The organism is Mesorhizobium sp. M4B.F.Ca.ET.089.01.1.1 (assembly GCF_004022605.1).
In the GTDB taxonomy this organism is placed as follows: Bacteria; Pseudomonadota; Alphaproteobacteria; order Rhizobiales; family Rhizobiaceae; genus Mesorhizobium; species Mesorhizobium abyssinicae.
Window position 1 is genome coordinate 1 of the sequence record NZ_RZOS01000130.1, and the last position, 13,601, is coordinate 13,601.

Sequence of the window (13,601 nt, forward strand, 5' to 3'; positions counted from 1 at the left end):
AGATAGTTGACGCCGTTGGTCACGAACAGCGCCAGGCACAGCGCGTGAAACAGCACCGGCAATTCGAACTGGTTGATCAGATTGTTGGCGACGGTGACGCAGGAGGCCGGCTCGGTGGTGCGGACCTTGTACTGGCCGACCTTTGCCTCGCCCGACTTGACGGCGATATACCGGCGCCGGGCCATCACGAGATAGACGATATAGACCAGCAGAACGTGCGCCAGCATCGGCCAGAAGATCGCGGTCTGGCTCACGGCCGCTCGCCGCCCTGCCCGGCCCGCCGCTGATCCGCGAGGTAGAAGACCGCAATGACAACCACCGGGATCGCCAGCAGCGCGAATTTGGTGACGGTCAGGGCAGAGGCGAAGGCGAGCGAATCGGGATTGGCCGACTGGAAATCCGATAGCAGCCGCGCCACGGCGAGATTCTGCGCGTAGTCGGCAAGCGTGTAGGGCAGCACGAGCACGAGCGCCAACAGCGACTGGGCCGGCGCGGCCATCGCCCGGAACTTGGCCAGCCGGCGTCCGGTGGCCAGAAGGAGGCTGACCAGGGTCAGCGACAGGAGCGCCGGGAACAGGAGGTCGAAGGTCAGATAGTGCCAGACGAGGATGATCTCGCCGCCGCGCCGGCCAAGCGCGGTGAGCCAAGCCATGCCCTCATCCGGCGTGAAGCCGGCAAGGCGCATGTCGAGCGACGGCAGTCCGCCGCTCAGGCGGCGGAAATAGAAGAATTCCAGCAGGGTCATGGCGACGAAGACCGCCAGCGTGACGAACGCGAGTGCCGCGGTGTGCCGCGACAGCCGAAGCGCCGTCGCCGTCAGGTTGCGCCAAAGCGTGTAACGATCCCGTTGATCAGGCTCGGCGGCCTGATCAAATTCCGCCCGGATAGTTCGGGCTTTCGCGGGTGATCGTGACGTCATGGGCGTGGCTTTCACGAAGTCCGGCGTTGGATATGCGCACAAAGGTGGCGCGTTCCCGGAAATCGGCAAGATCGCGGCCACCGACATAACCCATAGCGGCTTTCAGGCCGCCTGCAAGCTGGTGCAGCACGCCAGCCACAGGTCCTTTGTAGGGAACCTGCCCTTCGATGCCTTCCGGGACCAGTTTCAGCGTGTCTCGGACCTCGGCCTGGAAGTAGCGATCGGCCGAGCCGCGCGCCATGGCGCCGACCGAGCCCATGCCGCGATAGGCCTTGAACGAGCGGCCCTGGTGCAGATAGACCTCGCCCGGGCTCTCGTCGGTGCCGGCCAGCAGCGAGCCGATCATGGCGGCGCTGGCGCCGGCGGCGAGCGCCTTGGCGAGATCGCCCGAATATTTGATGCCGCCGTCGGCAATCACCGTCACGCCCTTTTTGTGCGCCGTCTCGACCGCCGACATGATCGCCGAAAGCTGCGGCACGCCGACGCCGGCGACGATTCGCGTGGTGCAGATCGAGCCTGGACCAATGCCGACCTTGACGGCGTCGGCGCCGGCGTCGATCAGCGCCTGCGTGCCTTCCGCAGTGGCGACGTTGCCGGCCAGGATGCGCACCGAATTGGAGAGCTTCTTCGCCCGGGTCACCGCGTCCAGCACGCGCTGCGAGTGGCCGTGCGCGGTGTCGATGACGAGGAGATCGACACCGGCATCGATGAGGCGTTCGGCACGCTCGAAGCCGTCATCACCGACGCTGGTGGCGGCGGCGGCGCGTAGCCGTCCCTGCGCATCCTTGGTGGCGTGCGGATTGAGCTGCGACTTCTCGATGTCCTTGACGGTGATGAGGCCGACGCAATTGCCCTTCCTGTCGACGACGACCAGCTTTTCGATGCGGTGCTTGTGCAAGAGCCGCTTGGCCTCGTCCTGGTCGACGTTCTCCTTGACCGTGATCAGGTTCTCGCGGGTCATCAACTCATAGACCTTCTGCGAGGGGTCGGAGGCGAAACGCACGTCGCGGTTGGTCAGGATGCCGACCAGCCGGCCGACCGTATGGCCGCCGGTGCCGCCGTTCTCGACCACCGGAATGCCCGAAATCGAGTAGGTGCGCATCAGCGCCAGCGCATCGGCGAGCGTGGCGTCCGGACCGATGGTGACGGGGTTCACCACCATGCCGGATTCGAACTTCTTCACCTGGCGGACCTGCTCTGCCTGCTCGGCCGGCGAGAAATTGCGGTGGATGACGCCGATGCCGCCGGCCTGGGCCATGGCGATGGCGAGACGGGCCTCGGTGACGGTGTCCATGGCGGCCGACAGGATCGGCACGTTGAGGTCGATGTCGCCGGCGATGCGGGTGCGGATGTCGGTCTCGCCGGGCATGACCTCGGAATGACCGGGCTGCAGCAGCACGTCGTCAAAGGTCAGCGCCAGCGCGCCGGTGGACGTTTCGATGATTTTTGCCATGGCCAGTCCTTCGAACACGAAAAAGCCTGGGGAATACAAAAAAGCGCTGGACCGTTATGGACAGCGCCGACTCGTTTCTTCCCTTTCAGGATTGGCGCTGGCTGGTAACACGTCCCGCGGCCGATGAAAAGCCGCTCGTTGCGTCGATCGCAAAGTGTTGCGCTCAGCCATTTGCGGGCCACCAAGTGTTGCGGCCGCACAAAAGTGACAGCAATTTAATGCGACATCCGGGGCAAGGCGTGATAACCGCCCTTGCGTGTCGGCTTGCCCCCGGTCGGCGACAAGATTCGAAGCCTGGACGCGTTCCCTTGAACCGCATCATTCCGCTCATCCTGGCGGTCGCACTTTTCATGGAGAACATGGATTCGACCGTGATCGCGACGTCGCTGCCGGCGATCGCGGTGGACATCCACACCAGCCCGATCGCGCTCAAGCTGGCGCTGACGGCCTATCTGGTGTCGCTGGCGATCTTCATCCCGATCAGCGGCTGGATGGCCGACCGCTTCGGCGCCAAGAACGTCTTTCGCGCCGCGATCGCCGTCTTCATCCTCGGCTCCGTCGCTTGCGCAATATCCAATTCGCTGCCCGCTTTTGTCGTCTCGCGCTTCCTGCAGGGAATCGGCGGCGCCATGATGACGCCGGTCGGGCGCCTGGTGCTGGTACGCGCCACGCCGAAGGGCGAGTTGGTCGCGGCGATGTCGTGGCTGACCGTGCCGGCACTGGTCGGACCGCTGGTCGGTCCGCCGATCGGCGGCTTCATCACCACCTATTTCACCTGGCACTGGATCTTCCTGATCAATGTGCCGATCGGGCTCATCGGCATCTGGCTCGCCACCCGTTTCCTGCCGGAGACGGATGCCGCCGAGACACCGCCGCTCGACTTCACCGGCTTCGTGCTGAGTGGGATCGCGGCATCAGGCATCGTATTCGGCCTGTCGGTGGTCAGCCTACCCTATCTGCCGCCGGCGATCGGTTTCATCACCGTGGCCGGCGGGCTGGTTTCGGGCATTCTCTATCTGCTGCATGCGCGCCGGGCGCAAAATCCGCTGCTGGCTCTCGAGCTGTTCCGAAACCAGGTGTTCCGCTCGTCCGTGCTCGGCGGCTCGCTGTTTCGCATCGGCATCGGCGCGGTGCCGTTCCTGTTGCCGCTGATGTTCCAGATCGGCTTCGGGCTGACGCCGTTCCAGTCGGGGATGATCACCTTCGTCTCGGCGATCGGCGCCATCGGCATGAAATTCGTCACCGCGCTGATCTTCAGGCTCGCCGGGTTCCGCCGGGTGCTGATCTCGGGCTCGCTGGTCGCGGCCGGGTCGATCGCCATCTACGGCCTGTTCACCCCCGAAACGCCCTATGTGCTGATGCTTGCCATATTGCTGGTCGGCGGCTTCATCCGCTCGATGTTCTTCACCGGCGTCAACGCGCTCTCCTATGCCGAGGTGTCGGCCGAAGATACCAGCAAGGCGACGCCGATCACGGCGGTGTTCCAGCAGCTGTCGATCGCTCTCGGCGTGGCGCTGGCCGGCGGTATCCTCGAAGTGTCGACCTCGATCCATGGCGGGCCGCTGACGCTCAGCGATTTCCACACCGCCTTCTTCATCGTCGCTGCGGTGTCGGCGGTGGCATCGCTGTCGTTCATGCGGCTGGCGCCCGATGCCGGCAACGCGGTGTCCGGACATGGCCGGCTGTCGACGCCGAAGACACTGGAGCCGGCAAGGTCGCCGGGGGAGTAGTTGCCCTTCCCTTCTCCCCCTGTGGGAGAAGGTGGCCTCGCGAAGCGAGGTCGGATGAGGGGTGCTGCAAGGATCACCGCGCTGAAGAACTAAGCGCCTAAAATTGCTCGATTTTCCAACGCCTCGTTTCTTCCAGCACCCCTCATCCGTCTCGGCGCTGCGCGCCGATCCACCTTCTCCCACAGGGGGAGAAGGGAAAGGTGCTAGCCTTTAAAATCCTTCGCCAGCAGATAAAGCTCCACCGACTCGTCGCGGGAGGCCGGCGGCTTGACGTGGTGGACCGAGCGGAAGTTCTGTTTCAGCAGCGACAGCAGTTCGTTCTCTGCGCCGCCCTGGAAGGTCTTGGCGAGAAAGTGCCCGCCGGGCTTCAGCACCGAGAGCGCGAAATCGGCGGCCACCTCGCACAGATGCATGGTGCGCAGATGATCGGTGCGGCGGTGGCCGGTGGTGGGCGCCGCCATGTCGGAAAGCACCACGTCCGGCTGGCCGCCAAGCGCCTCCGACAGCTTCTGCGGCGCCTCGGGGTCGAGGAAATCCATGAAGAGAACCGGGGCGCCCGGCACGGCGTCCATTTCCAGATAGTCGATGCCGACGACGTGCGGGTTCTCCGCCGTCGACTTCGTGCGCGCGGCCGCCACCTGGCACCAGCCGCCGGGCGCGGCGCCGAGGTCGATCACCTTCATGCCGGGCTTCAGGAGATGATGCTTGTCGTCGATCTCGATCAGCTTGTAGGCCGCGCGGGATCTGTATCCGTCCGCTTTGGAGCGCTGCACATAGGGATCGTTCATGTGGCGCTCGAGCCAGCGGCGCGAGGATTCCTTCAGGCCGCTCTTCTTCTTGAGGCGGGTCTTGAGCACGCGAATGCCGCCGCCCGGCTTTTCCGGTTTCTTCGCCATCAGCGACCGCGCCCCTCGTTGCGCCAGACGCCGTCATCGGCCATCAGCTCGCTCAATATGCCCTCGCGCAGGCCGCGATCGGCGACGCGCAGGCGCTCCGACGGCCAGACGCCGCGGATCGCCTCCAGGATGGCGCAGCCGGCGAGCACGAGGTCGGCTCGGTCGGCGCCGATGCAAGGGTTGGCGACGCGCTGCTGGGAATCCCAGCCGACCAGCTTCTCGACCATGCGGTCGACGCTTTGGCGGTCCATCCACAGGCCGTCGACGCGGCGGCGGTCGTAGCGTTCGAGGTCGAGATGGACGCCGGCGAGCGTCGTCACGGTGCCGGAGGTGCCGAGCAGGTGGAATTTCGGACTGGCCAGCACATGCGCCAGCCGATCGCGCCCATCGAAAGACTTCAGCCGCGCCGCGACGTCCTCGACCATGGCGGTGAAGGTCTGGCGGGTCACCGTGCGACCGCCGAAGCGCTCGGCCAGCGAAACGACACCGACGGGAAGCGAGGTCCAGGAGACGATGTGGTTGGCCAGCCGCGCCGAGCGGTGGCCGGTGAGATCGATCAGGGCGATCTCCGAGGAGCCGCCGCCGATGTCGAACAGCACCACGCCCTGGGTGTCGCGCTCGACCAGCGAGCCGCAGCCCGATACCGCCAGCCTGGCCTCGGTCTGGCGGTCGATGATCTCCAGCTTGAGCCCCGCCTCGCGCTCGACGCGCTCGAGGAACTCGACACCGTTTTCGGCGGCGCGGCAGGCTTCCGTGGCGATCAGCCTCGCCTTCCTGATCTTGCGGTTGCGCAACTTCTCGCCGCACACCTTCAGCGCCTCGACGGCGCGGTCCATCGCCGCCTGGCCGAGCCGGCCGGTGGCGGTCAGCCCCTCGCCCAGCCTGACGATGCGCGAGAAGGCATCGATGACGCGGAACTGGCCGTGGCGCGTCGGCACCGCGACCAGCAGCCGGCAATTGTTGGTGCCGAGATCGAGCGCGGCGAAGACAGGCAGTTCGTGCTGCGGCGGACGCGGCCCACTTTGCATCGGCCTGCCCTGCACGGCAGGCGGAGGCGGGGCTGGTGCCGGTTGCGCGGCAGGCGCACGGGCGCCGGGCGCCGGTTGCCCCGCTGTGGCGACCTGATTGCCGTCGCGGGCGAAAACCTTGCGGCCGCGCCGGCGCTTGCGGCGCTTGCGGGTCTTGCCTTTCTGCTGCTGGGCGTCGCCCGGGGCATGCCTGCCGCCCTGCCCCGCATGGCGGTCATGATGCCGCCCCGCGGATGGGCCCGCCGAATCGGGCGGCGAAGCCCTGGACACACCCACTTCCGGCGCACGGGCGCCGGTGTCGTGGTCTTCCACTGTCGTTCCTTCCGGCACCGCGCGAACCGGGGAACGGACGCTGCAGGCGCTTTCATTGTTTCAAGTTGCGGCCAGACTAGCAGCGCCGCGCCGGATCACCAAGAGCGCCGCGGCGATTTTTGGAAACCGGCGCCAGCGGTGCGATGTCTTGCCAGTTGAATAGCCGGCTTCGATCAGGCATGTCTCAAATGAGGCGGACAGGAAACGGGAAGCGGGCTACAGCCTGGACAATGAGCTGCAACGCATGACGACCACGCCATGAACTGGAGGCGTTACATCTGGCCGGTCATCGGCATTGCGGCGGTTATCGCCTCGCTGCTTTTGCTCTGGCACGAATTGCGCGGCATCTCGATCGACGACGTCTGGGCCGGCATTATCGCCATCCCCGCGCGCGGCTGGATCCTGGCGGCGCTGAGCTCGGTGATCGCCTATGCCTCGCTCGCCGGCTACGACCACATCGCGCTGCTGCACCTCGGCAAGAAGGTGTCGTGGCTGTTCGTCACGCTGTGCTCCTTCACCACCTATGCGCTGTCGCACAATATCGGCGGCTCGGTGTTTTCCGGGGCCGTCATCCGCTACCGCGCCTATGGCACAAGGGGGCTGACCGGGCAGGATATCGGCGTTCTGGTGGCGATCTGCTGGTTCACCTTCGTGCTGTCCAGCATATTCGTCGGCGGCCTCGTGCTGGTGCTTGAACCCGAGGTCATCGATCGTTTCTCCGGCACGCCGCATCACGGAATGGCGATCGCCGCCGGACTTGCCATGCTGATCCTCGTCGGGGCCTATGTCTTCGGCAGCTGGCTGCATCTGCGGCCACTCAAGGTCGGCGGCTTCCAGCTTCACTATCCGGCGCTGCCCATCGTTGCGCGGCAATTGCTGATCGGCCCGGTCGAGCTGCTGGCGGCGGCGGCGATCATCTTCTTTGCCCTGCCGGCGGCGGGCAATCCCGGCTATTTCGTCATCCTCGGCGTGTTCCTGGTGTCGTTCTCGGTGGCCCAGATCTCGCATGCGCCGGGCGGGCTCGGAGTCTTCGAGGTGGTCTTCCTCGCCGGCCTCTCGCATATGGACCCGGTCGGGGTGCTGGCCGCGCTGCTGGTGTTCCGGCTGTTCTACCTGATCATCCCGCTGCTGATCGCGCTTTGCGTGGTGCTGTTCTTCGAGCACTCGCAGCTTGGCCGCAGCGAGAGCTGAAACTGCCCTTTTCGTCGCAATGTGGCCGAGCGATCAAAAGCTGCGATTGAAACGCGGCGCGGGGTTGACTATTTTCCGGCGGCGGCTACAAGGCAGCGCTCGCGGCGCTTGAGCCGCCCGCTTCGCACGGTCCATCACCGGCCGAGCCTGCTGGGGAATAGGTTAACGGTAGACCCACGGACTCTGACTCCGTTAGTCCTGGTTCGAATCCAGGTTCCCCAGCCAAATAATTCTCAAAGAAATTCAATTACTTGAAGGGCGGTCGAGATGGCCGCTCTTTTCATTTCATGTCGCAGCATGTTGCAAACTACTCCCGTTGATTTCCAAGGGATTCCAGCCAATATCGGCAAGTCGGTGCGACATGACTGCGACATGTGGAGGCCTGTGGTGACGAAGGAACCCAAGCAACATCGGACGCCTTGGACGGCAAAGGAGATCAACACCCTAAAGCAACTTGCGAAGGAAAATACTCCAACGCGGGTGATCGCGCTTAAGATGGAGCGAACGCCGGCCGCCGTTCAGGGGAAGGCAAGCAGCGAAGGCATTTCGTTGAAGCCTACAAACCAGCGGCCATACAATCGCCAAAAGAAGAAATAGCCCGGCCACCGAAAGCAGCCGGGCTATCGCTTGTGCGGGTTCGTTTTCAACCCGCACAACTCACCCCGAAGGGCAATTGATCAGGCAGCGCGATTTTCTGCCGCGATCTGGCTCCGGTGATATTGCTCCAGTTTATCCATGTTCCGGTCGGCCATATCCCGCGCGATGGTGGCGAGCGCGTTCACTTGCTGTAGATTCCACAGGTTCGTGCTGCAGTCGCTCGTCTTGTCAACGAGGACATGGAGCAGTGAGGCAAGGTGGTCTAGCTCAATGGTGAGATCGTCCAAGGTCATAGCCCGAGCCCTCCCTCGATATAGCCGCCTTGATCATACTCAGCCGGATCGGCCTCCCTCTCGTCGTCGCCCTGCCGCTCGTCGTTGATGTCGCCGCCGTGCTCGTTCTCTTCCTCGCGGTCGTCGTGAGGGCTTCCGCGTCCATCCTGGAAAGACATGGTGGCCTGTGGGCCGCGTTCGCCCCAGCCCAGCCACGGCTCAGCGTCGGCGCCGTCCTCCAGGTCTTCGCTGTCCGCCTCCATGACATCGAGCGCGGTGATTAAGGCCGTGGCCTTGTCGAAGAGTGCGTTGAGTTCCTTCTCTATGGTCTGCCGCCACGTGCGTGGGTCCATCCCCTTCGGACAGGCGAAGGGCTTCAAAGTTCTGACATGTGCAGTCATTTGGGTTCTCTGGATTTACAGGCTTGCTACGGCCTGGTGCCAGCGGTCAGCACTGGCGCCGGGAAGTTAGCAACATGGCCAGAGACCATGCGCGACGGCCTTTCCCTTTCGGGTATTGTATTGCCGTCGCCTTCCCGACATAGTGGTGCCGGTCGCGCTGACGGCAAATCAGCACGGTCGTTTTCGGTGGCAAATAAGATCCCGGCAAGGATCGCCTCGCCACCGCTCTGGTTGCCTAGGCCCGGCAAAGGCCATCAGCGGGAGTTGCTAAGCTCCGCTGGCAACAATGCTCTTCATCGGTTAATTTTTCAAGCGCGCCCTTCGCGGGGCGGAGCTATGAGAGGGACAATGGCTGAGATCGTAATGAAAGCACCCACCTTGGAAGTGGTCTTGGCATCTGGGGTGGACCGGTCCGCCGGCACGATCTCAGTGACCTTCGGTTCGGTTGACAGAAAGAAATTCCAACTCGACTTCGCGCCCAAGTGTGTGCCGCTCGCCATTGCGGCGCTCGCCGCCCAGATGGGGAAGCTGGTTGCCGCCCTTCCGGCAGAAAGAACCCCTGATTTGCAGGGTATCCGTGCGATCGGAACTCAGTTGGCGATGAAAGACGATGGCACCGTAGCAATATTGCTCCGGCTGGAATCCGGCGCCGACCTGCCGCTGGAATTCCAGGCAAAAGACCTTGCGCGCCTACGTGACCAGATTGACGAAGCCGCCAAGTTGGCAGACCCCAAGGCTCGTCACTGAAGGTCAATCAGGGCGGGAGCCATTCTCTTCAGGCTGTTTTGCCGCCTCGGCAATCTGAGCCTGGATGGCCGCCATGACGGGCTGAGCGATCTTGAAGGGCAGTTCGGCAAGGGCGGCGCCGACAACGCCAAGCTGTTCGTCGGTAAGCTTCAGAACGTGTTCCATGCGATTTCCTTTCGTTATGCCGTGACGGCCTTGACGACGGCGTAGCTGATCACAATGGCCTCGGAGAGAGAGCCAGCGGTATTGTTGCGAACGTCGATCGTCGCCGATCCGGCAGCGGCCCGCGCGTTCAGAGAGTATGAGCCCGGCGTGCCAGCGGAGATGTGGTTGAGGACGAGGATGTCGGTCGCCGCGATGGCCGAGTTCGTCAGGACAAAGCTCACAATGGTGCCGGCCGCTAGCGCTGCATTGTTCATCGTGACCTGGCCGGTGATTTTATTCAGCGTCACACCAGTTGATTTGCTCGTCGCCTGCGTGACAGTGCCGCCGGCACCGGTCGCATACCCCATGCCATGAGTGGGACTCACGGAAAGAATATTCTGCTGCGAAGAGAGGCCGCCGGCCGCCGTGAATGATCCTGAGCATGACAACAAGCCGGCAGAGTGGGTGATGGTGTAGTTGCCGTTGTTCCAGTTCAGCACGCCGCCTGAAGCAAGGAACAGGTCCGACCATGAAACGGTAGCCTTGCCGAGCGCGGCAGCATCGTTCGTCGTCGGGATGACTGCCCCGGTCCCTTTCGGGACGAGTGCCAGATCGATGTTGGTGTCCGATCCGGTCGAAGCGACACTGGGGGCAACCGTGGTCGCGGCAGATGAAAATGTCAGCGAGTTGGCTGGAGCGCTGGCGCTGCTGAAGGCGAAGGCCTGCGTGCCGCCGACCGCGACCTGGAGATTGCCGTTGATGCGGTTGAGGCTCCATGCGACCGTGTCGGTGGCGGAACTGACGACGTTGAAGACGACATTTCCGGCGGCATTGTACCAGTTCAGCCGATGCGCTCCGCCGGTTCCCTCCGATGAAAGGGCCATCGCTTCGCCAGCGGTCAAGCTGTCCTTCATGAAGACGATGCCGGAATTCCAGGTGTGGGCATTCTTCAGGAAGACAAGGCCGGCCGTCGAAGGGTTCGCAGCGCTGCCGCCGAATATGTTGTCGCCGCCGGCAACCACCCACAGGCCATAGGTGCCGACGACCTGCGCGTTCGGCGTGATGGTCGCGTTGGCGCCCTTGTTCTTCACGTCGATCTCGAAGGCATAGACGGAGTTGGTTCCGGCCTCTCTCTGGATCTCGGCGATATAGCCCCAGGCATTTTCACTGGCCCGGTCTGCTACAATGGCTGCTCCAAAGCCGATGCCGGCTGCTGTGACAGTGCTGGTCTTGACGGCGGCCACGAAGCCGTAAGGTGAGTTGTTGGCTACCGTGCTGTCATGCCCGCCGCTAGTCCACAGCACCCCAGCATTGATTGGCAAATACCACGGGCAGTCAGCCTGATTTTTCACCCATGAATTGCCGCCATCGGCTGAATTGACATCGCCAGCAAACTTGCTCGCTGCTTCACCGGCAAAGACACGATCTGTCAGGCGCCAGATGTTAGCCCCGGTGTTGGTGAAACGGCCTCGATAGAGATTGAACTTGCCGGCGTCGGTAAGCTGGTTCCATGTCATTGTGGGATCTGGGAACCAGGCGCCGCCGATGTCGTAGCCCTTCAGGTTCGAGGCGAAGGCGTATTTCGTCGCCGGCTTCGGAATGAAGGTCAGCTTGCCCGCCGCACCAGCATTGGTGAATGGCGTCACATTGGAAACCACGCCGCCACCATCGGCAGCGTAATTCGTGACAGCGTTGGGGATGACACCCAGGGAGCCGGCCAGCGCTATGGCCGAAGCTGCCAGGAGAAGGCTGAGACCATAAGCCGTCGTGCCCTGGGCCGCGATTGCCGCCAGGTCGGCATCATAGGGCTGGACAAGTTTGGCGAAGGTGATCCCGGTTGTGCCGATGACGATAGGGTCAGAGGTGGTGACTTGCCACCATGCGGCATTGGTGCCGCCGGTCACGACGACCGTGGAGCCTTTCTTCACGTCGCGGTTGTTGGCGAAATCCTTCGCCCTGGTCCAGACGCCCGTTGAGACTTTCCAGATGCCGTTGTCGACCGGGTTGGTCTGGCCCATGACAAGGACGCGGTCGCCAGACACGACGGCGACACCATCAATCGTCTGCTCTGAGGACAGGGTGATATTGGTTGACGATGCGCAGCGCACCGGGCCTTTGATGGCCACCGCCGAGCTTAGGCCGTCCGTGCGGTCAATTTGTATCGAGGTCATAAGGGGCTCCATCTAAGGGACGGGACAGTCATCCGACGTTCCAGGCGCGCTTGCCGAAGGCGCGGCGGCTCAGCGAAACCCTCCGAAGGGGTCTAGCGGTTTCGGTGTCCAGCGTTGCTGGCTGTACTGCCGGCGGCGTTGCTCATCCTCTCGCCTGGAGGCGCCCGGAGAGGCCACCTCCCGCAGTGAATGCAGCATCAGGAAATCCAGCGCTGGACGGACATAGAACAGGTTGACCCAGGGCGTGTTCTGGGTCGCCCAGTTGAACAACTCGGAGAACCTGAATTTCTCATCCTCGCTCAGACCGGCATCGCGGGCCTTGAGCATGAGGCCGGCAAGATCCGCCAGCGAGCCGATTCCGGGGCCGGCGGCGGTCTCCAGCAAGCCAGCGTGAAACCTGTTCATTGCAATTCTCCGTTCGGCCGCCAGTTCGGCCCGATGGGCTCAGACGTGCCGCCCCGAATGAAAGGGCTCAGCAAATCCATGGTCTCGGCCAGGGCTTCCTTGTTGATGTCGTTTTCGTGGGGCGGCTTGCCGTCCGCGATGAGGTGCATGGCCTCCAGGCCCTTGCGGGGAACGATCAGCACCGAAGGCGGGTCGAATTGCCCGAACAGGTAAACCCATTCGCCCTTTGCGGTTTCAGTTCGGCCGAGAAAGACCTTTGTGACCCCCAGGAGGTCGTTGCCCTCCAGCGAAGTCGAGAAGCCCTTGAGCGACCCTTCCTGCTTCAGCACGACCGCAACGAGCTGGCCGGCATGGATTGGCTGCGAAGGATCGGCACGGAGCAGGCTGCCGTTCGGCACCAGCGGGGCAAGGCAGTAGCCATGAGCGAGGAACGAATACATCAGGCGGCCATCCTCTCTTCGACGGGGGCGACAGAGCGGACTTTCAGAACGGCAGGATCGACGATCACGTACTCGTTCATCACGTCCGTGATGAGCTTGAAGCCGGCAAAGCCGGCGGCGATCAGGGAAGGCTCGACGGGCGTGCCGTTTTTTCGGGCGAAGGACAGCGTTTTCCCGACCTGTGTGTATTGGGGATATTGGCTCGGCGCGGCGGTAATGACGAAACGCCAGTAGCCGGCCATCGGGCCGGCAAGCCGATCGACCGCATCCAAGAGGATTGCCCGGACGACGGCGGGCTGCTCATCGAAAAATTTGCTGTTGTCAATGTATTCGCCGTCAGGCGCCTCCACCTCATATACGTACCCACTGCGCGGCGCGGTTGATTGCCGCCAAATGCCAGGGGTCGCGTAGTGGCACGCTATGTCCCGATGCTCGGTGACATAGATCCCGAAACCCTCCGATTGAACGGGGGAAATCTTGCCTGCATCGAAGCAGTCAAAGAGAGCGGGGGAGCCGTGCCAGGCGATCAAGCTCAGCCTCCCGCCAACTTGCGATAGATCTTTGTGATGACGTGCGTGTCGAGACCGTCGAACCATGCCCACAGATCGGCCTCGTCATCCTCGGTCAGGCTGTCAACCAGGCGGGCGGCACGGTTGCGGAGGATGCCCACCCTCTCGGCCGCCTCGCCGCCCCAGTGCTGCACCATGATCTTGCCGGCCGGCGTGGTGGCGAACAGGTCCACCTCTGCCGATGAAGCAGGCGGGGACCATGGCGAGCGGGAAGCAAATTCGTCCATCAGGGCCACTTCCACCGCCGCCGGCACAGACTGGACGAAACGCTCCATGAAAGAGCGCTGGCGAAGATTGCTGCCCGCTTCCCGCACGATCTCGGCCAC

At 63.5% G+C, this 13,601-nt stretch carries 17 protein-coding genes and 1 tRNA gene; 5 read left to right on the top strand and 13 right to left on the bottom strand.

Annotated elements, in window-relative coordinates; all coding sequences use genetic code 11:
- The 3 genes from EN780_RS14730 to guaB form a co-directional block, all read right to left on the bottom strand.
- Window positions 1-254: MAPEG family protein (locus EN780_RS14730; protein WP_189556560.1), on the bottom strand; the 254-nt coding region annotated here is incomplete at its 3' end.
- Window positions 251-919 (bottom strand): hypothetical protein, encoded by a 669-nt coding sequence (locus EN780_RS14735; protein WP_128274446.1) that lies wholly within the window; start codon window positions 917-919, stop codon window positions 251-253. The genes EN780_RS14730 and EN780_RS14735, both read right to left, overlap by 4 nt.
- On the bottom strand, window positions 870-2,372 hold the full coding sequence (guaB, locus tag EN780_RS14740) for an IMP dehydrogenase (protein ID WP_128274448.1): 1,503 nt from the start codon (window positions 2,370-2,372) through the stop codon (window positions 870-872). The genes EN780_RS14735 and guaB overlap by 50 nt, the downstream gene beginning before the upstream one ends.
- Before the next feature lie 308 nt (window positions 2,373-2,680).
- Here guaB and EN780_RS14745 point away from each other — a divergent pair, with 308 nt between their 5' ends.
- Window positions 2,681-4,102, top strand: coding sequence for an MFS transporter (locus EN780_RS14745; RefSeq protein ID WP_128274450.1), 1,422 nt, complete (start codon window positions 2,681-2,683; stop codon window positions 4,100-4,102).
- A 203-nt stretch (window positions 4,103-4,305) separates the two neighbouring features.
- On the opposite strand, the gene EN780_RS14750 is transcribed toward EN780_RS14745, so the two are convergent.
- A complete protein-coding gene (locus tag EN780_RS14750; protein ID WP_128274452.1) occupies window positions 4,306-4,998 on the bottom strand; it encodes an RlmE family RNA methyltransferase in 693 nt (230 codons plus the stop codon).
- Entirely contained in the window at window positions 4,998-6,338 is a 1,341-nt protein-coding gene (locus EN780_RS14755) for a Ppx/GppA phosphatase family protein (protein WP_128274454.1), read from the bottom strand. Before EN780_RS14755 ends, EN780_RS14750 begins: the two co-directional genes overlap by 1 nt.
- Before the next feature lie 258 nt (window positions 6,339-6,596).
- Between EN780_RS14755 and EN780_RS14760 the strand changes: the two genes are divergently transcribed.
- From EN780_RS14760 to EN780_RS14770, 3 genes are all read left to right on the top strand, one after another.
- Window positions 6,597-7,529 (top strand): lysylphosphatidylglycerol synthase domain-containing protein, encoded by a 933-nt coding sequence (locus EN780_RS14760; RefSeq protein WP_128274456.1) that lies wholly within the window; start codon window positions 6,597-6,599, stop codon window positions 7,527-7,529.
- Between the two features lie 151 nt (window positions 7,530-7,680).
- Window positions 7,681-7,754 (top strand) — tRNA-Gln (locus EN780_RS14765).
- A gap of 42 nt (window positions 7,755-7,796) precedes the next feature.
- Window positions 7,797-8,126, top strand: coding sequence for a hypothetical protein (locus EN780_RS14770; RefSeq protein WP_245499966.1), 330 nt, complete (start codon window positions 7,797-7,799; stop codon window positions 8,124-8,126).
- Window positions 8,127-8,206: 80 nt separating this feature from the next.
- Here EN780_RS14770 and EN780_RS14775 read toward each other — a convergent pair whose 3' ends face one another.
- The gene (locus EN780_RS14775; protein WP_128274458.1) at window positions 8,207-8,413 is read right to left on the bottom strand and encodes a hypothetical protein; all 207 of its coding nucleotides are present in this window, start codon (window positions 8,411-8,413) and stop codon (window positions 8,207-8,209) included.
- Between the two features lie 2 nt (window positions 8,414-8,415).
- A complete protein-coding gene (locus EN780_RS14780; protein ID WP_128274460.1) occupies window positions 8,416-8,799 on the bottom strand; it encodes a hypothetical protein in 384 nt (127 codons plus the stop codon).
- Window positions 8,800-9,147: 348 nt separating this feature from the next.
- Here EN780_RS14780 and EN780_RS14785 point away from each other — a divergent pair, with 348 nt between their 5' ends.
- The gene (locus tag EN780_RS14785; RefSeq protein WP_128274462.1) at window positions 9,148-9,546 is read left to right on the top strand and encodes a hypothetical protein; all 399 of its coding nucleotides are present in this window, start codon (window positions 9,148-9,150) and stop codon (window positions 9,544-9,546) included.
- A gap of 3 nt (window positions 9,547-9,549) precedes the next feature.
- On the opposite strand, the gene EN780_RS38835 is transcribed toward EN780_RS14785, so the two are convergent.
- The 6 genes from EN780_RS38835 to EN780_RS38840 all read right to left on the bottom strand — a co-directional run.
- Window positions 9,550-9,711, bottom strand: coding sequence for a hypothetical protein (locus EN780_RS38835; protein ID WP_189556562.1), 162 nt, complete (start codon window positions 9,709-9,711; stop codon window positions 9,550-9,552).
- 14 nt (window positions 9,712-9,725) lie between these two features.
- A complete protein-coding gene (locus tag EN780_RS39745) occupies window positions 9,726-11,861 on the bottom strand; it encodes a hypothetical protein (RefSeq protein WP_210215042.1) in 2,136 nt (711 codons plus the stop codon).
- 69 nt (window positions 11,862-11,930) lie between these two features.
- Window positions 11,931-12,245 (bottom strand): hypothetical protein, encoded by a 315-nt coding sequence (locus EN780_RS14795; protein ID WP_128274464.1) that lies wholly within the window; start codon window positions 12,243-12,245, stop codon window positions 11,931-11,933.
- Window positions 12,246-12,262: 17 nt separating this feature from the next.
- On the bottom strand, window positions 12,263-12,664 hold the full coding sequence (locus EN780_RS14800; protein ID WP_128274466.1) for a hypothetical protein: 402 nt from the start codon (window positions 12,662-12,664) through the stop codon (window positions 12,263-12,265).
- Window positions 12,665-12,705: 41 nt separating this feature from the next.
- Window positions 12,706-13,236, bottom strand: a complete 531-nt coding sequence (locus tag EN780_RS14805; RefSeq protein ID WP_128274468.1) for a hypothetical protein — start codon at window positions 13,234-13,236, stop codon at window positions 12,706-12,708.
- 2 nt (window positions 13,237-13,238) lie between these two features.
- On the bottom strand, window positions 13,239-13,601 hold a 363-nt coding region (locus EN780_RS38840), incomplete at its 5' end, for a hypothetical protein (protein ID WP_189556564.1).

Bases quoted from the DNA above. Each gene is read 5' to 3' on its own strand.
- EN780_RS14735 (WP_128274446.1), bottom strand. From the start codon at position 919: ATGACGTCACGATCACCCGCGAAAGCCCGAACTATCCGGGCGGAATTT.
- EN780_RS14780 (WP_128274460.1), bottom strand. From the start codon at position 8,799: ATGACTGCACATGTCAGAACTTTGAAGCCCTTCGCCTGTCCGAAGGGG.
- EN780_RS38835 (WP_189556562.1), bottom strand. From the start codon at position 9,711: ATGGAACACGTTCTGAAGCTTACCGACGAACAGCTTGGCGTTGTCGGC.
- EN780_RS14770 (WP_245499966.1), top strand. From the start codon at position 7,797: ATGGCCGCTCTTTTCATTTCATGTCGCAGCATGTTGCAAACTACTCCC.
- EN780_RS39745 (WP_210215042.1), bottom strand. From the start codon at position 11,861: ATGACCTCGATACAAATTGACCGCACGGACGGCCTAAGCTCGGCGGTG.
- EN780_RS14785 (WP_128274462.1), top strand. From the start codon at position 9,148: ATGGCTGAGATCGTAATGAAAGCACCCACCTTGGAAGTGGTCTTGGCA.
- guaB (WP_128274448.1), bottom strand. From the start codon at position 2,372: ATGGCAAAAATCATCGAAACGTCCACCGGCGCGCTGGCGCTGACCTTT.
- EN780_RS14760 (WP_128274456.1), top strand. From the start codon at position 6,597: ATGAACTGGAGGCGTTACATCTGGCCGGTCATCGGCATTGCGGCGGTT.
- EN780_RS14750 (WP_128274452.1), bottom strand. From the start codon at position 4,998: ATGGCGAAGAAACCGGAAAAGCCGGGCGGCGGCATTCGCGTGCTCAAG.